The organism is Parabacteroides sp. 20_3, assembly GCF_964238835.1.
Taxonomy (GTDB): domain Bacteria; phylum Bacteroidota; class Bacteroidia; order Bacteroidales; family Tannerellaceae; genus Parabacteroides; species Parabacteroides distasonis.
On the sequence record NZ_CAXSNO010000001.1, the window covers coordinates 864,618 to 887,093 of the forward strand.

Annotated in this window: 15 protein-coding genes; 10 read left to right on the plus strand and 5 right to left on the minus strand. The window is 48.7% G+C overall.

The window, feature by feature from the left end:
* Positions 1–111: 111 nt before the first annotated feature.
* From ACESPU_RS03650 to ACESPU_RS03675, 6 genes are all read left to right on the plus strand, one after another.
* On the plus strand, positions 112–1,224 hold the full coding sequence (locus ACESPU_RS03650; protein ID WP_158532489.1) for a FimB/Mfa2 family fimbrial subunit: 1,113 nt from the start codon (positions 112–114) through the stop codon (positions 1,222–1,224).
* 16 nt (positions 1,225–1,240) lie between these two features.
* Positions 1,241–2,809, plus strand: coding sequence for a hypothetical protein (locus ACESPU_RS03655; RefSeq protein ID WP_158532490.1), 1,569 nt, complete (start codon positions 1,241–1,243; stop codon positions 2,807–2,809).
* Positions 2,806–8,250, plus strand: coding sequence for a T9SS type A sorting domain-containing protein (locus ACESPU_RS03660; protein ID WP_373133137.1), 5,445 nt, complete (start codon positions 2,806–2,808; stop codon positions 8,248–8,250). Before ACESPU_RS03655 ends, ACESPU_RS03660 begins: the two co-directional genes overlap by 4 nt.
* A gap of 415 nt (positions 8,251–8,665) precedes the next feature.
* The gene (locus ACESPU_RS03665; protein ID WP_057329207.1) at positions 8,666–9,571 is read left to right on the plus strand and encodes an electron transfer flavoprotein subunit beta/FixA family protein; all 906 of its coding nucleotides are present in this window, start codon (positions 8,666–8,668) and stop codon (positions 9,569–9,571) included.
* Between the two features lie 4 nt (positions 9,572–9,575).
* Entirely contained in the window at positions 9,576–10,595 is a 1,020-nt protein-coding gene (locus ACESPU_RS03670; RefSeq protein ID WP_008771673.1) for an electron transfer flavoprotein subunit alpha/FixB family protein, read from the plus strand.
* A gap of 2 nt (positions 10,596–10,597) precedes the next feature.
* Positions 10,598–12,307, plus strand: coding sequence for an acyl-CoA dehydrogenase family protein (locus ACESPU_RS03675; RefSeq protein WP_158532492.1), 1,710 nt, complete (start codon positions 10,598–10,600; stop codon positions 12,305–12,307).
* 136 nt (positions 12,308–12,443) lie between these two features.
* On the opposite strand, the gene ACESPU_RS03680 is transcribed toward ACESPU_RS03675, so the two are convergent.
* Genes ACESPU_RS03680 through ACESPU_RS03690 form a run of 3 tightly spaced genes read right to left on the minus strand, consistent with a single transcriptional unit; the run spans position 12,444 to position 15,129 of the window.
* Complete coding sequence (locus ACESPU_RS03680) at positions 12,444–13,751, minus strand: MATE family efflux transporter (protein WP_158532493.1); 1,308 nt, start codon at positions 13,749–13,751, stop codon at positions 12,444–12,446.
* Between the two features lie 14 nt (positions 13,752–13,765).
* Positions 13,766–14,608, minus strand: a complete 843-nt coding sequence (locus ACESPU_RS03685) for a PAS domain-containing sensor histidine kinase (protein WP_158532494.1) — start codon at positions 14,606–14,608, stop codon at positions 13,766–13,768.
* Positions 14,605–15,129: a response regulator gene (locus ACESPU_RS03690; protein WP_057327320.1), complete on the minus strand. Its 525-nt coding sequence runs from the start codon at positions 15,127–15,129 to the stop codon at positions 14,605–14,607. The genes ACESPU_RS03685 and ACESPU_RS03690 overlap by 4 nt, the downstream gene beginning before the upstream one ends.
* Before the next feature lie 176 nt (positions 15,130–15,305).
* On the opposite strand from ACESPU_RS03690, the gene ACESPU_RS03695 reads away from it, so the two are divergent.
* Positions 15,306–17,648, plus strand: coding sequence for an ABC transporter permease (locus tag ACESPU_RS03695; RefSeq protein ID WP_158532495.1), 2,343 nt, complete (start codon positions 15,306–15,308; stop codon positions 17,646–17,648).
* Positions 17,649–17,697: 49 nt separating this feature from the next.
* Positions 17,698–18,378 carry an ABC transporter ATP-binding protein gene (locus ACESPU_RS03700; RefSeq protein WP_005865277.1) on the plus strand — a complete coding sequence of 227 codons (681 nt, stop codon included), beginning with the start codon at positions 17,698–17,700 and terminating at the stop codon, positions 18,376–18,378.
* 97 nt (positions 18,379–18,475) lie between these two features.
* On the opposite strand, the gene tpx is transcribed toward ACESPU_RS03700, so the two are convergent.
* Positions 18,476–18,976 carry a thiol peroxidase gene (tpx, locus tag ACESPU_RS03705; RefSeq protein ID WP_005865275.1) on the minus strand — a complete coding sequence of 167 codons (501 nt, stop codon included), beginning with the start codon at positions 18,974–18,976 and terminating at the stop codon, positions 18,476–18,478.
* Between the two features lie 164 nt (positions 18,977–19,140).
* Here tpx and ACESPU_RS03710 point away from each other — a divergent pair, with 164 nt between their 5' ends.
* Positions 19,141–20,412, plus strand: a complete 1,272-nt coding sequence (locus ACESPU_RS03710; protein ID WP_122144508.1) for a DNA recombination protein RmuC — start codon at positions 19,141–19,143, stop codon at positions 20,410–20,412.
* The gene (locus ACESPU_RS03715; protein ID WP_048927735.1) at positions 20,409–21,992 is read left to right on the plus strand and encodes a YfcC family protein; all 1,584 of its coding nucleotides are present in this window, start codon (positions 20,409–20,411) and stop codon (positions 21,990–21,992) included. The genes ACESPU_RS03710 and ACESPU_RS03715 overlap by 4 nt, the downstream gene beginning before the upstream one ends.
* On the opposite strand, the gene trxA is transcribed toward ACESPU_RS03715, so the two are convergent.
* On the minus strand, positions 21,989–22,288 hold the full coding sequence (trxA, locus tag ACESPU_RS03720) for a thioredoxin (protein ID WP_158532496.1): 300 nt from the start codon (positions 22,286–22,288) through the stop codon (positions 21,989–21,991). The two genes, ACESPU_RS03715 and trxA, sit on opposite strands and share 4 nt — an antisense overlap.
* Between the last annotated feature and the right edge of the window lie 188 nt (positions 22,289–22,476).

Genomic DNA, 22,476 nt, shown 5'->3' on the forward strand with positions numbered 1-22,476 from the left:
CCCTATAGCACAGTTGGGATCCTGCCCTTCCCATCAGTGAATGACAGGAGGGTGGCTCCCCGGTGGACATTAAATTATCTTTGGCAGTAAACAAACAACGTTTAAACAGATATGAACAGATTCTCCAATTTATTAATCAAATCGATCGGCGCGCTGACGCTGACGGGACTCGCCGCGTGCGACTATATCCACGATGACTCCATCGCCCCTTGCGAGTACCGGCTGCGCCTCGTGTACGATTACAACATGAAATTTGCCGACGCCTTCCAATGCGAGGTGGATAAAGCCGCATTGTTTATCTGCGACAACAAGGGTAATTTTATCCGGCGGCAAGATATCGAGGGAGCGGAGTTGAAAGCGAACAACATCGCGATGGACCTCGAGCCCGGGACTTACCAAGTGCTCACTTGGGCCGGACTGGACGAGAGCTCCTACCAATGGCCCGAGCTCACCCCCGGATCCTCCACCATCGAGGAGATTCGCGTCAAGACGCTACGGGAGGCCGACGCTACCCAACCCAATGAACTGACACCCCTCTGGCACGCGCTCGACACGCTCGTGATCACCGGCGACCGCCACGAGGAGAAAGAGATATCGTTGGCCAAGAACACCAACAAGCTGCGCGTCGTCCTGCAAGATACCGAGGGATACAGCATGGACGTGAAGGACTTCTCCTTCCGGATCGTGGCCGACAACGGATACATGGACTATGACAATTCCCTGCTCGACGACGACACGATCTCCTACCTGCCCTACCATACGGAGAGCGTCGACATCGCCGCCGGATCCGCGGACGACCAGATCAACGGGAAGCCCGCCAACCAGTACGTGGCCGTGGCCGAGCTGAACACGCTGCGACTCATGGCCGGCGAGAACTACCGCCTCATCGTGCGCCACAAGGATTGGGAGAACGACGTGCTGAACGTCAACCTCAACCAGTACCTCCTGCTCACCCAGATGGAGGGGCACGACATCTCGGCGCAGGAATACCTGGACCGGCAGGACGAGTACTCCATCGTATTCTTCCTCACGCCCATCATTTGCCCTGACTGCCCCGATCCTGATCCTGACCCCGATCCCGATCCGGAGCCTGATCCCGATCCAGACCCGACACCCGATCCAGACCCGGAAATCCCCGATCCCGAGGTGCCCATCGTAGGCTACGCCTGCTACAAGATACAGGTGAAAGACTGGGTGATCCGACTCAACAATGGCGAACTTTAAAAACACGTAAACAAGAATGAGAAACAAACGATATTTTTCCATCCGGACAGCGGCAGTGGCGTTCACGCTACTGCTTCTGTCGTTCCTGCCCGCCTGCTCCGACGAGAACGGCGGCAACAGCCCGGACATACCCGACGGCAAGCTTTATACCCTGACCATCCACCTACAGCCCTCCGCCAACCATACCCCGGCCACAAAGGCGACGACGAAGGCCGAGGAAGACGAGGTGCCTGACAACGCCTACGAGCGCAAACTGGAACACTGGTGGCTGCTCGTCTACGGCATACATCCGGACACGCGGCTGGACGGCCTGATCGATGTGATATCCGACGAGACCTATAAAACGAACTCTACCGGCGAAGACTCCAAGACACCGGTAACGCTAGAACTCCCGATCGGCGAATACAGGCTGTACGCCTTAGCGAACCTCAATTCCTTGGATAATGGAGAAGAGCTTATAAAGAAGCTAAAGGATAAAAGCATCGCGGAGGATGAGCTGAAAGAAGCGACAGCGAACCTTAAAGAGATAAACAACTTCAACCCCACCGGTGGATCTGCGAGGCAAGCCATCCCCATGAGCAGCTACGCCACGAAAGCGCCCGTGAGTGAAAACGGGGAGAACACCGCCGATGTCACCCTGTTCCGTATGCTCGGAAAAGTCCGCATCGACCTATATAACCGGATGGGTACGACAGAGAATGTGACTCTGGAAAAATTATCGATGGGACAGTTCCGTAAGGGACCGATCTGGCTGTTGCCATACGGAGATGGGCCGGAGTTGCCGGAAATAGGTCCGAATTTCCCTGAATACAAGGAGGGTGTTGAGTTCTTAACTTACACGATCGTAGAGAATGGCTCGATTGCACTACCAACAAGTCCGGACGAATCGCGGTCCTATCCGTTTTATCAATATGAGACCAGTTATGCGAACACGGACGACTCAGATAGAGACTTTACCATCTCCGTAAAAGCGGGAAAGAAGGAACTGACAGATTACAAGATCGATTTCAACTGGATGCGCCGCAACGACTTCCTGACCATCCCGATCTACATCTCCAACATAGAGACCACACTCTCTTGGAGCGAATCCCGCATGCCGATCGGCGGCCTGCCGGAGAAAAAAGTTTATGGACCGGACAATGGCATACAAGTCGGCACCCCATTTGCCTGTACGGTAAACCATGCCGGTGACGTGACGGTGGAATATGAATTGGAATCCATAGCGGGGATAGGCGATGATGATTTGGCACTCAAATATAACCCCGGTGGTGAACAAGTATCAGGCCAAAAATTCTGCGAGGCAACCTTGGTGAACAACACGGCGACAGCCGGCCAAACCGTAGGCCTGTTGATCGACAAGAATAACGTGGTGTTGGAAGACAATGCTGAGATCACCTTGACCCTAGACAAAACAAACCCACGCAAAGGCAGTTTCACCGTCCGCACCCAAGAACTGGGCAACGCTTCCTCCGCCGAGATCAAGCTGACGCTGGTAGCCACGTATGGAACGGAGACCCCTAAACGTGAGATCGAAATCCCATACACCATTATCATAACGAATGAAAAGAAAGGAGGTAACTCATGAAGAAACACTATACATTATATAATATAGGCAAGCTACTCATCTTGTCCTGCGTGCTCCTACTCGGGGGAACCGAGGTGGCGATGGGGCAGCGGATTAACCCACAACCTGATAAGACGTTCCCGCAAGAAAACGTACCAACATTGGTAGATACGATTTATATCGATGGCGGAGAGTCTCGTACATTGACAATACCCAATAATCGAGATTATTACTATATACGTTGGTATAGGAAAGGAGGGAATGGCTCAACCATAGATAAATTAAGTATAAATCAGGGTTCTTCTCTTGATAAAACCTCCAGTGGAGATGCATCTTTTTTTTGGCTTAATGGTATCGGAGGTGATAGAAAGGACGCATTTGAAATAAACTATACAAGCGCCACTAATCTGACAGAAGATTCCGTCTTTTGCGATCTTAGCTTTAACGTAGACGGGTTAGGTATTAAACCCAGCGAATCTCCCTATACGGAGCCAACTATCGGTAAACGCTATAAGTTCTATATTAAGAATGCGGATGAGATGAGGAAGCGATTGAATAGCTTATCAGGTGAGCCTTTGGAAACGATTCACATTACGGTTCCCAAGGGGGCTACAAACGTGAATTTACAGATGAATATGGCACCGGAGAATTATTATTGGAATAATAGTCAAGGAAATGATTTTCAAATTACAGGTGTCACTAGAGCCACTTCTGATGGAAAACTTATTAAATTAGGAAATAATAGTATAAATACAGAAACAACAGTAAATGTATATGCTCTATACAATAGAACTCGAGGCCCACTCCTCGCCAAATATATTCTGACTCCGCAGGAAAACTCCGGATTTATGACAGAGAGGGAGATCCAAAGCTACGAAGACCGTAACCCGGCTAATAATGAAGATAAATATCAGCAAGTCGGGGTTGTTGATTTTGACTATGGAGGTCCTATACAGAGAGGAGCACTTAACGCAAACAACAATATGAGTTCCACTCCTATAGATCCGTCCACGGCGACGTATAGCTTTATGAATCCAATGTTGAAGTCTATATACGAGTCTAAGTTGATGCCGGAGGATTCCTACGGATTGTATCGCTCGGCGAATGTACCTAACATTTCGGAGAGAGACTCTTATGGAAGTCTCTGGGCTGAATCATATCTCCCAAATGGAAATCGTCAAAATAAATCATACGGCTGGTATTATACAAATATAGCAACGATTAATGACCGACAATTATTCGATAGAACGTATCACAATACCAACAGTCAAGAGTGTGGATATTTTTGCTATGTAAACGCTTCCAAAGAAGCCGGACGGGTAGTAACGATTCCTATAGAGGGTACGATTTGCCCCAATACGGAGTTGACGGTCGTAGCTTGGGTAGCAGACATAACCAATATTGAAACACCTCCGAATGTGAACTTGGTTTTGCACGGAAAGAATACGCAGACAGGAGAGTCCGGAATACTTCATCGTTTCTCATCCGGAGATATGTCGCGTTCAAATAGTAATGATCGTGCCATTTGGAAACAACTTTGCTACAAAATCACGATAAGCAGTGAGATGCTTGGATCGTACGACGAGTTTTCCGTAGAATTCCAGAATAATACGCCGAATTCAGATGGAGGAGACTATGCCATCGACGATATCCGCATCTACAAGACCCTGCCGAATATCTCCGTGCGTCGCAAGGACGCTTGCGATGCCTCCACCCTGTATGTCAGCTCGGATTACGCGACAATCCTGCGAAACATGGGATGGAAAAGGAACTCCGATGTCTTGAATGTTGATGAGCTGAATGATGTCAAATACCGTAAATATCGCTACGGATTGATGGGTGCTAACCCTTATGCGGATATTGACGATATCGCACATACAAATATCGGTAATGTTTATTATTCCTTCGCGTATCCGGGTGCGGATCGTACTGGCGCGGATCCCAATGATTGGGTGGTAGTCCGGAAAGATCTCAAGGAAGAACAGGCATTAACTAAGTTGGGCTTAGACAAGACCATGCGCGTATTTATCCCGACAAACCTAAATGAATACACAAGTGGCGGTCAAGAGGAACAATTGCCTACGGACGTTGCGGACGTACCTCATTTGGAGATCGTCATGAACGTGCGGGCGATGAACGACTTCATAGCGGATACAAAACGAGGGCCAGAAAGAGAAGATGATTCTGAGAAGTACTGGAGTGAAGAAGAGTTAAAGGATTTCGGAGTCTTCGAGGAGATCTCCTTCGAAAAGTTTAGAGATGAATTATTCCCGTCACTTTGTAAACTTGATGGTAATACTATCGAAGAGGTTTATTGGGAGAAAATTGTCGATAATACCGAAGGCTTAGGCGATGCCTATACATTATGTATCAGAGCATTATACGAATTTCTGGAAATCCCCCGTATCCATTGCCCGTGGACAGACGAGTCAAAAGAGAATATCTTTTTAGGCACGATCGACGTGGCCAACACGGATTTGCGATATAGGAACGAGATAAGACCCGGAGAAACACAGCCTGCCACAGGCGAATACCGGGTCGTGCTGTTCAGCGCACGAGAAGTAGCCGAGGGCATAGGGCAGTTTATCTCGTTGCAAGACGCATGTACCTTGATATCCGATTTTACGGTAGAGCCGGCAACGACCATCACAATCAAAACAGAGGCTAACGCTAGCACGGCCACTTGCGCCGGCGCGCTCCGAAAAGTGGAAGCCGTCTTGAATGGATACGACGCAAACGGCAATCCGATAGACGATCTGGGAAAGGTAGGTATTTCTTATCTTTTCGATTGGTTCCTTGGCTCGCAAGAGGCGTATGAGGAGGATTCCATCCAAAACCAAAGAAGTCTCAAATATGATTTGGAAACATTTAGAGGGGCAACCAATCATACGAGTACGATAACGGTTTCCGATCTTGATAACTGGGATGGGCAAGACACTGAAGGTAACAGTATACCTAACGCAAGCCGTATAAAAGAACGATTAAAAGGTTTACTGACAACCCCGGACGCGAACGGCAATATATTACTGAGAACCGGAGAGGCCGATACACAAAACTACGATCTGTTAATTACGGGAAACGAAATCATAGCGATGCCATATGTATATTCCGATAACAGTACTGGAAATTATGTATATTGCTCGAATGAGACTCCCGTGAATTTCGAAGTGGCAGACGCGGACACCCCGCAAATGTTCACCGGATTCGCTAATGTGCAGTATCCGATTGAGGGTAGCGCAGCCCTCCGTTTAGGACAGTTGAACCTAGGAGAGACTACATCATTGCATATTCCTGTAAGGGGAATTTCTAATATGGTTACTGATGAAACCCCTGTAGGAGTAAAAGATGAAGCACAAGTACTTCTCCAAACGGATGACACGGAATTACCCGTGGTAGGAACCGTATCCGCTTTTAAAATCACCTCAAATACCCCAAATGCCAACATTCCTATTAAATGGAATGAGGATGCGAAAAAGCTAATGAAGGAGGGGCAATCTTACGAGTTGCTGATCCCATTCGTGCAATTTGATGGAGATGAAGTATTAGCGAATGCTTGCGATGGATTGGTTTCCTTTACCGTCAAGATCGTTCCCGAATACCTGACATGGAAAGGCTCTAATTCGGATGCTTGGTACAATGACGGAAACTGGCACCGATCCACGAAAGCCGAGTTGTACAAGGATGATAAAGACGCGAATGAAGATGTCAACGGCAATACAGATGTAGAGAATGCTTTCTCTCCGCTGTATTTCTCAAAGATCACGATTGATCCGAAAGGGAGCAATGTGCTGACCCTAGAAGACATTGCTTCTTCGGGTAATGCCCCCATTGATGGCTTAGACGGAAGCAAAGCGACCTCAAATATCCAATACGACATGGCCGTAACGGATGAAAACGGAGGTATATCCTCTTATTATGTTAACAAGGTAGACCAAATCTACTTCAAGCCGGAAGCGAAGTTGATGGATCAACATTACTTGAATTACGAAAAGGCTTGGGTAGAATTCGAGATTGCCAACAACGCGAAACGCTGGATGGCCTCCCCGCTGCAAGACGTGTACGCCGGGGATATCTACGCTCCTAACAACGGTAAGCAAGAGACGGAAGCATTCAAGGATATCAACTATACAACGGACTCCTATAGCCGTTGGACCCCGGCCTTCTATCAAAAGGCGTGGAACAAGGCGATCCAATACTTCCCGCAAAATCCTACAGATGGTAATACGGGAGCTGAAGAGGTAGCAGCCGTTAAATCCAACTGGAGCATCGAATACAATGACGTAAGAGTTCCTTACAAGATCGGTAAAGGTTTCTATCTGAGCGTGGAGGATGTTCCGACTACAGATGGTACTGAAACAGCCTTGGTACGTCTTCCGAAAGCAGACACGGAGTATGCGTATGAGGCCAAATCCTCTTTGCGAAGTGGTGAGGGATTGGACAAAACTGATTCCGGCAAATTGGTAGAGTTTACAGATGGTAAATATACACTTACATTGGATAAGGACGTAGATGGTGACGGTACCCACTTCTTGGTAGGAAACCCGTTCATGACGTATCTGAATATGGAAGTCTTCTTGAATGCAAATGAAGAGGTATTAGCCCCCAAATACTGGACATTGGCAAACGGCGCACCGGATGCCTCGGTAGGCACACCGGACGTAGACTTTGAGGATGAAAGCACGAATGGCACGGTAGCCCCGATGCAAGCATTCTTCGTGGAGCTGAGCGACGCTGCAAAGGCAAGTACAGATGCGAAGAGCATCACCTTCACCCCCGCCATGATGTCGGCAACCGAAACACCCGCGACCGAGGCGACCACCAAATCCGCCTCCGCCACCAATCCGGTCATCACCCTGACCGCCGAGCGCGGCGACGTGAAGAGCAAGGCCAGCCTACTGGCCTACGACAAGGCCGACAACGGCTATAAGGCCGACGAGGACGCGGTCGTACTCCTCGACTCCGAGCTGGACGCACCGATGGTCTACACCGTATCCGGCAGCAAGGCGGCGCAGGTGAACGCCGTGAAGTCCATCCGAAACATCGGCCTCGGTGTCTATAACGAGACCAACGACGAGGTGACGCTGACCATCGAGGGACTCAGCCGCCTGGCCGAGCCGCTCTACCTCTACGACGCCCATACACGCAAGAGCGTGAAACTGGAAGACGATAGCTACAGCCTGCAAGTAGCCGGCGACAGCCACGGACGTTACTTCCTTCGCGATAGCGAGCTAGGATCCGAGCTGGAGAACACGATCTCGATCTACTCCGCACGACGCGGACAAGTGATCGTCTCCTCCCTCCGGCCGGTGAAGGAGATCAAGGTATTCGGCCTGAACGGTTCGCAAGCGCGTCAGTTCTCCGTGAACACGACGCAATACAGCTTCGACCTGCCCGCCGGTATCTACATGATCCACGCCAGCGACGGCGAGCAAGCCCATACGGAGAAAGTAATCGTTCGATAAATCAATCTACCTAATTATCTTAAACAAGCAGAAAGCCCCGGTGCCCTTTGCGGCATCGGGGCTTTCTCATTTCCCCCCCTCCCCCGACCGCCGCCGGCAAACACCGGTATAGGCATCGGGCCAAAACAGTAGTGGCGTAAGCCCACACCGATAGTGCTTACGCCACATGCCGATACCGATAGTTTCTTTAATGGCCTGCCCCTTAGTATTCCCGATACAAACAGTACTTTTGTCATAAATCCCGGAAGGAGGCTGTCATCACATGCTAGTGTTTTCTGCTCAAACATGCGCGAAGTGTGCAAATTCCTTCACAAAGTTCTTTGTTATAAAGAATGTTTGATTACTTTTGCAACGCAAGATTAATAAATAAGTAGAAGTATTATATCAATATAAAAATCTAATATTCCTATATAAAATGAGTTTAAGAATTATTGTTTTAGCGAAACAGGTCCCGGATACACGAAACGTGGGAAAGGACGCCATGAAAGCGGACGGTACGATCAATCGCGCCGCCTTGCCTGCGATCTTTAACCCGGAAGACCTGAATGCGTTGGAACAAGCGTTACGCTTGAAAGACGCTTACCCCGGGACGACAGTTACGCTGCTGACGATGGGCCCGGGACGTGCCGCCGAAATCATCCGCGAGGGTTTGTATCGTGGTGCTGACGGCGGTTTTTTGTTGACCGACCGTGCGTTTGCCGGAGCCGACACGTTAGCCACATCCTATGCGCTTGCCACGGCTATCAAGAAAATCAACGATTATGATATTATCATCGGTGGTCGCCAAGCGATCGACGGCGATACGGCACAGGTAGGTCCGCAAGTCGCCGAGAAATTGGGACTGACCCAGATCACGTATGCCGAGGAAATCCTGAACGTAGATAAAGAGGCCGGACGTATCACCGTAAAACGTCATATCGACGGGGGTGTCGAGACCGTGGAAGGTCCGCTTCCGATCGTAATCACCGTGAATGGTTCCGCCGCTCCCTGCCGTCCTCGTAACGCGAAGTTGGTACAGAAGTACAAATACGCCATGGGCAAGCAAGAGCGGAACACGCAACCCGCCTGTCACCAAGATGGAGAACCAACCGTTCGCTACCCGGAATTGTACGAGACCCGCCCGTATCTGGATATCCAGGAATGGAGCGTAGCCGACGTGAATGGAGACTTGGTTCAATGCGGCCTTAGCGGTTCGCCGACAAAGGTAAAAGCGATCCAGAACATCGTCTTCCAGGCCAAGGAAAGCAAGACGATCTACGGTTCCGACCAAGATGTAGAGGATTTGATTGTCGAACTATTAGCTAACCACACCATCGGATAAGATTATGAACAACGTATTTGTATATTGTGAGACAGAAGGCACGAGCGTTGCCGATGTAAGTCTTGAGCTTCTGACCAAAGGTCGTAAGCTAGCCAATCAATTAGGCTGCCAACTGGAAGCGATTGTTGCCGGCTCCGGCCTTGAGGGTGTAGAGAAACAAGTATTGCCTTTTGGCGTCGACAAGGTTCATGTGTTCGACGCTCCGGGTTTATTCCCTTATACATCACTTCCTCATTCTTCCATCTTGATTAATTTGTTCAAGGAGGAGAAACCGCAGATCTGCTTAATGGGCGCTACGGTGATCGGTCGCGACTTGGGTCCTCGTGTATCCTCGGCCTTGACAAGCGGCTTGACGGCCGATTGTACCTCTTTGGAGATCGGCTCGCACGAGGATAAAAAAGCGGGTATTACCTATGAGAACTTATTATATCAGATCCGTCCGGCGTTCGGTGGTAACATCGTAGCCACGATCATCAACCCGGAACACCGCCCGCAAATGGCGACCGTTCGTGAGGGCGTGATGAAAAAGGAAGTCCTTGACGAGAACTATAAAGGCGAAGTGATCCGCCACGACGTAGCGAAGTATGTCCCCGAGACAGACTATGTGGTGAAGGTGATCGACCGTCATGTAGAGAAAGCGAAGCACAACCTGAAAGGCGCTCCGATCGTAGTGGCCGGAGGTTATGGCGTAGGCTCCAAGGAGAACTTTAATTTATTGTTCGATTTGGCGAAAGAGCTTCACGCCGAGGTAGGCGCCAGCCGTGCGGCTGTCGATGCCGGTTTCTGCGACCACGACCGTCAGATCGGTCAGACCGGTGTCACGGTGCGTCCGAAATTGTATATCGCTTGCGGTATCTCCGGGCAGATCCAACATATCGCCGGCATGCAAGACGCCGGTATCATCATTTCGATCAATAATGATGAGAATGCCCCGATCAATACGATCGCCGATTACGTAATCAATGGTACGGTAGAAGAGGTGATTCCTAAGATGATTAAGTATTACAAAAAGAACAGTAAGTAAAGATGGCTAATTATTATACAGACATACCGGAACTCAAGTATCACTTGAACAATCCGATGATGGAACGTATTTGCGAGCTGAAGGAACGCGAGTACAGAGACAAGGAAGAGTTCGACTACGCGCCGCAAGATTATGCCGATGCGATAGACTCGTACGATAAGGTGCTGGAGATTACCGGAGAGATCACCGGAGAGATCATCGCCCCTAACGCGGAAGGCGTAGATGCCGAAGGTCCTCACTGCGCGAATGGCCGTGTGGAATATGCTTCCGGCACGAAGCAGAACCTCGACGCGATGGTAAAAGCCGGTTTGAACGGTATGACGATGCCTCGCCGTTTCGGTGGCTTGAACTTCCCGATCACGCCGTACACCATGTGCGCAGAGATCGTAGCGGCGGCTGACGCCGGCTTCGGTAATATCTGGTCATTACAGGATTGTATCGAAACCTTATATGAGTTCGGCAACGAGGATCAGCACAGCCGTTTCATCCCACGTATCTGCGCAGGAGAAACCATGTCTATGGACCTGACCGAGCCGGACGCTGGCTCCGACCTGCAATCCGTGATGCTAAAGGCTACCTTCGACGAGAAAGAGAATTGCTGGCGGTTGAACGGCGTAAAACGATTCATCACGAATGGCGACGCGGATCTTCACCTCGTATTGGCCCGTTCCGAGGAAGGTACCAAGGATGGACGTGGTTTGTCCATGTTTATCTACGACAAACAGGAAGGGGGCGTAAACGTACGCCGTATCGAGAATAAATTGGGAATCCACGGCTCTCCTACTTGCGAATTAGTTTACAAGAACGCGAAAGCAGAGCTTTGTGGCGATCGCAAACTGGGCTTGATCAAATACGTGATGGCCTTGATGAACGGCGCGCGCCTAGGTATCGCCGCACAATCGGTAGGCCTCAGCCAAGCCGCTTACAACGAAGGATTAGCCTACGCCAAAGACCGCAAGCAGTTCGGTAAGGCAATCATCGACTTCCCTGCTGTTTACGACATGCTCGCCATCATGAAAGCGAAGCTGGATGCCGGACGTGCGTTGTTATACCAAACCGCTCGTTACGTGGATATTTACAAGGCACTGGACGACATCGCCCGTGAGCGTAAACTGACTCCGGAAGAGCGTAAGGAACAGAAGCAATACGCCAAATTGGCGGATTCTTTCACCCCGTTGGCAAAAGGTATAAATTCCGAATACGCCAACCAGAATGCCTATGATTGCATCCAAATACACGGAGGTTCCGGTTTTATGATGGAGTATGCTTGCCAACGTATCTACCGCGATGCCCGTATCACCTCCATCTATGAAGGCACGACGCAATTGCAGACCGTAGCGGCCATACGTTACGTGACAAACGGGTCTTACCTGGCTACCATCCGTGAATTCGAGGCGATCCCTTGCTCTGCCGAGATGGAACCGCTGAAGGCTCGTTTAGTAGAGATGGCTAATAAGTTCGAGGCTAGCATGGCGAAAGTAAAAGAGTCTCAAGATCAGGAATTACTCGATTTCGTGGCTCGCCGCTTGATGGAGATGGCCGCTGATATCATCATGGCTCATCTATTGATCCAAGACGCGACGAAAGCGCCGGAGCTGTTCGCTAAGTCCGCGGTTGTTTACACCAATTACGTAGAGGCTGAGATAGAGAAACATCAGGGTTATATCGGACGATTCAACCCAGAAGAATTGATCTCATACAGACAACGATAAACAACTATCATTCCACATAACAAAGAAGGCGAGACTTGATTATCAACCAGATAGAAGTCTCGCTTTCTTTATTTATTACAATGGGCATTATAAGCTCCTTATACTGGGCATTATAAGCCGCTTACGATGGGCATTGTCAGTTGCTTATAATGGGCATTGTAATCTTCCTATATCGCCAAAGTATCCATTGCATACCACCTCGCAAGGAGAGATATCCAAGGAAAGCCATCCATAACGCATGATTTCCCATCGATCGATAAAACAGGTAATAAATAATAAAGAAAGTAGCCGAGGCCACAAGCATCGAGTAAAGCATCTGGCGTGTAGCCGTGGCCCCGATAAAGATACCGTCCCAAAGGAAAGCGGAGAATCCACATAAAGGGATCGCCAATACCCAATAGAAATAATCCCCGGAAGCCTTAATGACCGAGGTATCGTTCGTCAACAGCCCCAGAAAATCCCTCCCCAAAAACGCATAAAGAATCGTGAATGATAAAGAGAGGCCGATTCCCCATAGAAACAATAAACGAATGCATCTACGTAACCCCACATCGTTTTTAGCCCCAATAAACCGGCCGGCTAATGCCTCTCCCGCATAAGCGAAACCATCCATTATATAAGAGAACAAGGTAAACAACTGCATCAACAAGGTATTTACGGCCAATATCACATCCCCTTGTCTCGCACCTGTAGAAGTAAAGAAGGTAGTAACAGCGACCAAACACAAGGTCCGGAAAAATATATCACTATTGACCGAGAAGAAGCGACGCATCTCCTCCCCACCCCAAAGACCATTCCAATCGATATACGCTTTCAGACGCCCATAATATTTCAACCAAAGAGCAAACGCCATGAAGAGGCCCGCATATTGGGCGATCAGTGTTCCCAACGCTACACCTTCCACTTTCATACCCAACACAAACACGAAACATAGGCTGGCCGCAATATTCACGATATTCTGCGTGATAGCGATAAACATCGGGAAACGAGAATTCTGCATACCGATGAACCAACCGGCAAAGCCATATAAACCCAATATGGCCGGCGCTCCCCAGATACAGATATTAAAATAGAGAGAGGCCCATCGCTTCACCTCCTCCGTCGCGTCGATCAAAACAAACGCACCCCTCAGGATCGGGGATTGAAGGATCCAAAGCCCGAGGGAGATCAAAAGCCCTACCCCGACAGCCCGCAGCAAGGTCCGGACTACCTCCGTCAAGTCCCGTTTCCCATAGGCTTGGGCGGTCATCCCACTTGTCCCCATCCGGAGAAAGCCGAATATCCAATAGATCATGTTAAACAGCATCCCGCCCACGGCGATCGCCCCAATGTACGACGCCGATCCCAGATGCCCTACGATCGCCACATCCACCAGGCCCAACAAAGGCACGGTTATATTGGAGACGATAGAAGGTATGGCCAGCTGAAGTATTTTTCGATTCATATCCTATCCTAAATTTATCCTACGCAAGAAATTATAAACGTCACTTGATAACCCGGCACAGAGCGCTGCGCCAAACAAAGATCCCCGCCTTGCCGCACCATCATCTGCCGGGAAAGCGACAAGCCGATACCGGAACCCGTCCTTTTAGTCGTGAAGAAAGGAATAAAAATCTCCCGTTCGATAGCCACCGGAATAGGCGCACCATTGTTGCTGACCCACAACCCCTTCTTCCAACGCACATCCACGGTCGTAGCCCCTGCCTCGCAAGCATTCCGGATCAGATTAATCAGCACTTGCCGCAACATATTCTGATCCGTACGCATCATAGCAGACAAAGGAATGGAAAGATGCCACTCTAAATCGGGATAAAGAGCCCGGATCCCTTCCATAAAATCAGTCAAATAGACCTCTCCGATAACAGGTTCTTGCAGTTCCGCCAGTTTCCGGTAGCTGTCCACGAACAGGGCAAGTCCCCGGCTGGTATCGTGAATGGCACGGATCCCCTCCTCGTAAACCGTTCCGGCAATCACGGGATGCTCCAGATAGGCCTGGCTGATACTGGCGATAGGCGTAGTGGCATTCATGATCTCATGCGTAAGCACACGGGTTAGCCGTTGCCACGATTCCACCTCATTGCGGGCAAGCAACCGCCCGATGTCCCTGCCCGTCTCGTTAAGGGCCTCTTGCAACGCCCGCTCCCCGAAGAACAGGCCTTTCACAGGAAGACGAAACGTAAATTCTTGGTTACGAATCGCCTCACGCATCAGATGCGCCCGGTCTCTCAACAATACCTGATGGCGGTAGAACCATCCGATAAAGAGAACGACAACGACTCCCAAAGTGCCTATCAACATCATCGCTTTTTTATTTTAGCATACAACGTCTGCCGGGTAATTCCCAACAATTCGGCGGCCCGGCTGATATTGCCGTGGCAACGCTCCACCACCTTGCTCACATGCTCCGCCTCGACCTGTTCCAATGGAACCACTTTACGCCCGGCATCAATCGCATCTTTTAAGACACGGATCAGCTCTTGATTATCCCACGGCTTGGCAACAAAGTCTGCCGCCCCCATCTTCAAACCACGCACCGCCAACTTGATATCAGCGTATGCCGTCACCAGTACCACCGGGATAGCCGGATGCTTCTTGTGGATCGCCCGAAGCCAAAGCAAGCCGTCTTGTCCGGAGTTTCCCCCTTGCGTGAAGTTCATGTCGAGCAAAATCCCGTCCACCACCTCTTGTGCCAATACCGTAAGAAGCGTGTCGGGAGAAGCGAGTGTCAATACCCTGTCAAACTCACCGGCCAAGCAGATCTTGACCGCCGTAAGAATCGCCGGATTGTCATCTACCACCACTATTGTCCCGTAATTCGCCATATCCGATTCGTTTGTTTTTCCTTTATCTCTTTTATCGGGGATAAAGGTACGGAAAAAGGCTGTATGAATATCATACAAGCGGGTGTATGATTTTCATACAAACTACCGCAACCGGGCATCCAAGCCCTTGCCAGATGCCAACCGCTCTATACCTTTGTATCAAAAACAAGCAAAATATGAAATCGTACTTTACCTTTCTCGGCCGCAACAAACTCTACACAGCCATCCAGTTCTTCGGATTAGCTATCGCACTGGGAGTTGTCATCCTTCTGACCTCGTATGCCGACACCGAATTTAATATCGGTAACAATCAATCGTACTCTCACCAATTATATGCTGTCGGCTATGGAGATGGGATCGGTATGACAACCGGGACTGCCCCGGAATTGTTCCCTTCCATTCCGGAAATAAAAGAGTGGACACGCCTGATCCATATTGAAGCGGCCGACTTCATGGTAGACAACCAATATTATCAAGTAAACGGCATCGCGGCAGATCCTAATTTTTTCCAGATGCTCAACTATACGCTCATCGGATGCGACCGCAACAAAGCACTGATCGGAACAGACGAGGTCATCCTCTCCGAGCCATTCGCCCACAAAGTATTCGGGAATGAAAATCCGATCGGCCGTACCGTGATGTACTTGAACCAGACACCGCTACGGGTCATTGGGGTTCTCCCGGCTTTCAGCTCGACAGAGCTGTTGAAACCGATAGACATCTTGATTCCTTTCAAACTGGCAGAAAAGGATTATGCATGGATGGACAGTTATGGTTCAACGCAAATACTCATTACGTTGGAAGAAGGGGTAACTCCCGATGTTGTTACCCGTAAACTACTCGATAAGTATAAAGGCTATTGGGAATACTGGAAAGAAGACAACAGCACGAACAGGCTTTTTTGGGGTTCTTCGGTGACACGCATGGACGAGATTTATTTCTCTCCCCTGAACCAATACGGCCCTTTCCGTAAAGGGACACGGAAACAGGTACAAATCTTGTTCTCGTTGGCATTCGTGTTGCTCCTCTCGGCTATCTTCAATTACATCAACCTAACTGTATCGCAAACCAGCAAACGAGCCCATGAAATGGCAACCCGCCGGTTGATGGGTGACTCGGCGGGGCAAATCGTATTGCGCTACCTCGCAGAGTCCGCCATCTTCACAACCGGTTGTTTCATCGGCGGTTGCTTAGTTGCCATCATCGCAAAACCCTATTTCGAGTACTTGCTCTCCACCCGGATCACTTTGGTCTCTTCACCGGCGATAGTAGCCTATTCACTGTTGCTATGGGTAGGAATCGCTGGCATATCGGGATTGTTACCAGCCATTATCACCTACAAATACAGTCCGATAGATATCGTAAAAGGAAATTTCCGAATGCACAACAAGCAATTGTTCAGCCGTTTGTTCATCATCGTGCAGAATGTCATCAGCACGGTACTCATCACCTTGGGACTCACCATGGCCTTCCAAATATACCACCTTGCCACCCTGCCGACCGGTTATAATACAGACCTTGTATTTGTCAAGACATGGGAATTAGGACATACCTACGACAAGCAAGTCATCCTCCAGAAACGCTTACAGGCATTACCCCAAGTGACAGAAGTAGCATTGGCACGAAGACTGCCTTTCTTCACTGGTCACGATGGTGTACTGCAATCGGAAGAAGAAGGATACTCGTGGCTCCACCTTTCGGATATGGACAGCGCCGCATTCCGGCTGTTGGGCTTCGAAGTGGTAGAACGTTGGTCTGACCCACTGCCCGGCATGGTTTGGGTAACGGAAGAGACTTGCCGTCGTTACCAGCTTTCATCCGGCAGACCCCATTTTGGAAAAAATAGCGACAAGGGCGGCTATCGATACAACGTCTGTGGTGTCATCCGCAACTATCGTTCGCTGGGCGCGTTGAACACACCCCAACCCGATTCGCATGGAGCCGTTATGGTGTTGAACCCACAAGGCTACATCATCCGTCAAATCGTCAAGACACAAGGCGATCGGGCGGAAGCCTTAGCCGCCATCCGCCGCACTTGCAGGGAAGTGTCCAATGAAGTGATCGGGATACCGAAAGACTTGGAAGCCGATTATATCGACGATTATATGGACAAGGATTTAACCCATGAGAAGAACACGTTGATGCTTGTCCTTTGCTTCATGACCATCTCCATCCTCATCTCTGCCTTGGGACTGCTGGCCATGTCGATAAGCTACACCGAACAGCAAAGCAAACGGATCGCCTTGTGTAAGGTGATGGGAGCCGAGACAAGTGGCGCGGTATGGGAACTTTCCAAACGATTCATGGCACTCTCGTTGCTTGCCGCCTGTTTCGCCCTGCCCATCAGCGTGAAAGCGGTTCAAATCAGTTTAGAGTCGTTCTATAACCGCATCGCCTTCCCGTGGTATCTCATAACTGCGGCAGTTTTGGCAACCATAGCCATCGCTTTCGTGTCAATCATCGGGCAAACCCTAAAAGTCGCCCGCCGTAACCCCATCAAAAGTATCCGGACCGAATAAAAGCAACATTCTATAATAGGTATACATTCTCACAAAAACAAGACAAGTCATGATTCAAATAAAGAACCTCAGCAAAAACTTCCGGACGGAAGAAGTAGAAACCATCGCGCTCAATGGCATAAGCATGGAAGTGAAAAAGGGCGAGTTCATCGCCATCATGGGACCCAGCGGATGCGGCAAATCAACCCTGCTGCATATTCTCGGCCTGCTAGATAACCCGGACGAGGGCAGCTATCTATTAGAAGGCGAAGAGGTGGGACACCTAAAGGAGAAAGACCGTACACGCTATCGCAAGGGACGCATTGGTTTCGTCTTCCAAAGCTTCAATCTCATTGACGAGCTTACAGTCGAGGAAAACGTAGACCTCCAATTGAAATACCTCGGCATCCCCAAGGCTGAGCGCAAACAACAAGTACTCGACATCCTGCGCAAAGTACGCCTCAGCCAACGTGCCAAACATTATCCGCAGCAACTCTCCGGCGGCCAGCAGCAACGTGTCGCCATCGCTCGCGCCGTCGTAGGTAAACCGATGCTGATATTGGCGGACGAACCGACTGGAAACCTCGACTCTAAAAACAGTCTTGAAATTATGAAATTACTCAGTCAACTGAATGCCGAAGGGACTACGATCGTCATGGTGACACACTCGCAACATGATGCGACCTACGCCGACCGTATCATCAATCTCTTCGATGGGCAAATCGTCGACGAGCTGGAAGGAAAACTTTAGCCTCTTCACACAAAAACGAAGGCCGCGGGATTCACATCCGACGGCCTCCTACACTAACCCTTAACTTTAACCAATGAAAAACAATAATCTACTACATTTATTTCAATGCAGCTAAAGCCGCATCGTAATTCGGCTCGGTAGTAATCTCGGGAACAAGTTCCTCATAAACCACCTTACCAGCTCCATCGACCACTATCACGCCACGGGCTAATAACCCTTTCAGCGGACCGTCTACCAGAAGCATCCCGTACTTATCCTCAAAACATGAACACCGGAACACAGACAATGTAATCACCTTATCAATACCTTCCGTAGTACAGAAACGTCCATGCGCAAAAGGTAAATCTTTAGAAACAGCTAATACTACCGTATCCGGATGCGAAGCGGCTTCTTTATTGAAGCGTCTTACCGAGGCCGCACATACACTTGTATCCAAGCTCGGGAAAACATTTATCACCACTTTCTTTCCTTTCAAGTCGCTTAACGACAATTCGGATAAATCACTTTTTACACCCTTGAAGTCCGGAGCCTCTGTCCCAACTTTCGGCAACTCGCCGTTCGTATGAATCTCGTTACCTTTTAATGTTACTTTTGCCATCTTTGTATGTAAATTTAATAGTCTTACTTAAGTTGGCTGCACAAATATAAGCAGCTTTCTGTCGATAAAACAAACGAAAATAAACAATGTTCTTTTATTTAACTCTATTTAACTACTGTTGCAAAATACAGATTACCTATCTTTGACGTCAAAATCAAAAACAGATGGATTGGATTATTATCGGCGGACTTCTTATAATCATCGTGATGCAAATCCTTTTGCGTCCTAAACAGCTAAATAATAACAAAGAAGACCTGGAAAAGTTGCTAAACGAGATACAACGCTCGTTCGACCGTATCGAGAAAAACTTTAGGGAAGACTTCCGCCTGAACCGGGAAGAAAGCCGTTTGGTAGCGAAAGATAACCGAGAAGAACTGGCTCATTCCATGAACGAGTTCAGGGAAGCTTTCGAACGTGGTATCGATTCTTTTAACAGGTTGCAGAAAGAGAAATTCGCCGCCTTGGACGAACGCCAGCAGAGATTAGTGGATAACACGGAAAAAAGACTGGAAGAAATCCGAGTCACCGTAGACGAGAAACTTCAAAAGACATTGAACGACCGTATCGGGCAATCTTTCCGTTTAGTCACCGAACAATTAGAAAGTGTACAAAAAGGACTGGGCGAGATGCAAACCTTAGCGCAGGATGTAGGAGGATTAAAACGGGTACTTAGTAATGTTAAGACCCGGGGAAATATCGGGGAGATCCAACTCAGTATGTTATTGGAGCAGTTATTGGCCCCCGAGCAGTACGAGGCGAACGTGCGTACCCGGAAAGGTTCGGACGCTGTCGTTGAATTCGCAGTCAAGCTCCCCGGGCGGGATGATGCCCGAGAATTCGTATACCTTCCCATAGACGCTAAATTCCCGAAAGATGTATACGAACAGCTCCTAGACGCTTACGATGCCGCAGATTCCCAAGCGATCGAGACAGCCGGAAAATTATTGGAGACAACGATCAAGAAGATGGCTAAAGATATTTCGGACAAATATCTGGCGCCTCCCGCCACGACCGATTTCGGCATTATGTTCCTGCCGTTCGAGGGCATTTACGCCGAGGTCGTACGCCGTTCCGCTTTATTGGAGGACTTGCAACGAAACTACAAGGTAGTCGTAACAGGTCCCACTACCCTAGCGGCCATACTAAACAGTTTACAAATGGGCTTCCGTACATTGGCGATCCAAAAGCACTCAGGGGAGGTATGGACGATCTTAGGGGCCGTGAAAAAAGAATTCGAGAAAGTAGGCGGTATGCTCGAGAAAGCCCAAAAGAACTTGCAAACCGCCAGCGGGCAAATAGAAGAGGTTTTAGGTACCCGTACCCGTGCCATCCAACGTAAACTCAAAGACGTAGATACGCTTAGTGACCGTGAGGCCCGAGCTATCCTTCCCGAGATCGGAATATTAACAGAAGAAGACGAAAAAACAGAATCATGAAAAAGAGACAAATACCCCACACATACGTAATTATCTTTTACATCATCTTATTTTGCGCCATATTGACATGGGTTATTCCCGGTGGGCAATATACGGAAAGTATCAGCCCGGACGGAGAGCGAACCGTTGTATATGAATCCGTGGAAAGCGTACCTCAGACTTGGGAAGTACTCTCCGCCTTTTATAAAGGATTTGTAGACAAGGCGGATATCATTGTCTTTATCCTTATCATCGGTGGTGCATTCTGGATCGTGAACGACAGTAAGGCATTTGATATCGGAACAGTCAGTTTCCTGCGGAAAGCACGCAAAATGGAGAACAACCCTATCCTTCGTAAAATAGGTGTGGACAATTTCTTATTAACTGCTATCATGCTACTTTTCAGCCTATTCGGAGCCGTATTCGGGATGAGTGAGGAAACCATCGCTTTTTGTCTGGTCTTGGTCCCGATGGCGATATCTATGGGGTACGATTCCATAACTGGCGTATGTATGGTTTTTATAGCGGCGGGATTAGGTTTCGCCGGGGCGATTTTAAACCCTTTCACGATCGGTATAGCGCAAGGCTTGGCGGGGATTCCTCTTTTCTCCGGTATCGAGTATCGCATCGTTTGCTGGTGTATTATCAATGTGGTAGGCTTCACATGGATATTGCGTTATGCCGCCAAGGTAAAAAAGAACCCTCAATTGTCACCAGTCTATGAGGATGATCAATATTGGAGAGATTTGCATAGTACCAATTCCTTGGAAATCGTATACAGAACCCCGAAAGCCGCATGGATCAGTTTCGTCCTATTGGCTATCGTACTCGTTATCTTTTCGTTCTATTACCCCCAGACATCCTTAAAAATAGGAAATAGCGTAATCAAGGGACTACCCTTAATTCCGATTCTTAGCGTAGCGTTCGTGATCAGCTCGATATTTGCCCTACGGAAAACCGTGCACTTATATATATTGAACCTTTTATTCTTCACGATCTTTTTCTTGATAACAGGCGTAATGGGCTACGGTTGGTATATTATGGAAATAGCGACCTTGTTCTTCGCCTTGGGCATAGCGGCGGGAATTGCCAATGGACGCGATCCGAATGAGCTTGTGAAACTATTCTTAGAGGGCTGCAAGGATATTATGAGCGCCGCCTTGGTTGTCGGCTTAGCTGGAGGTATTATCGTAATCCTGCAAGACGGTAAAGTGATCGATACGATTCTCTTTAACCTAGCGAAAGGGATGGAAGGTTTGGGACAAGTAGCTACGGTCGGGATGATGTACGTTATTCAAACGCTTATCAATTTAGTTATTCCTTCCGGAAGCGCCAAAGCGGCCCTTACCATGCCTATCATGGCCCCATTCTCGGAGTTGATCGGTTTATCCAAGCAGGCCACCGTCATGGCCTTTCAGTTTGGCGATGGCTTCACGAACCTGATAACTCCCACATCAGGTGTCCTGATAGCGGTTCTAGGAGTAAGCCGTATCCCGTATGATAAATGGTTCAAATGGGCATGGAAGTTCATCCTTGTCCTAGTGATCCTTGGATTCCTTTTATTGATCCCGACGGTATTGATCCCGATGAACGGCTTTTAATCAATATAGCTTTGCACCTTCTGTAAAAGGCTTCCGTGGTCCATCACGCCGGAAGAGCGCCATACGATCTCACCTTTCTTGAAGATGATCAAAGTGGGTACAGATTGAATCCTCAACTGTGTGGCAAGTGCCTCGTTCTTATCTACATCAATTTTAAGGACACGCACTTGTCCCGCCAACTCCTTCCCCAATGCCTCGACCGTCGGACTCAACACCTTACACGGGCCGCACCATGTCGCAAAAAAATCCACCAATACAGGTTTATCCCCTTTAATGATATCGTCAAATGTTTCCATCTTATCTACTTTTTAAATATTTACAATCTGTTTAATCTCAAATACAGGAATCCTGCTTAATAGCCCTTATCCCATCAAAAACAAAATTATGAAATTCTATCTCGAAATCTTCTATATAATAACCGATAGATAACACTCAAAGTTTTCCATAAAAGATCAATAAACAACGATCAAAACAAGCAAAAGAA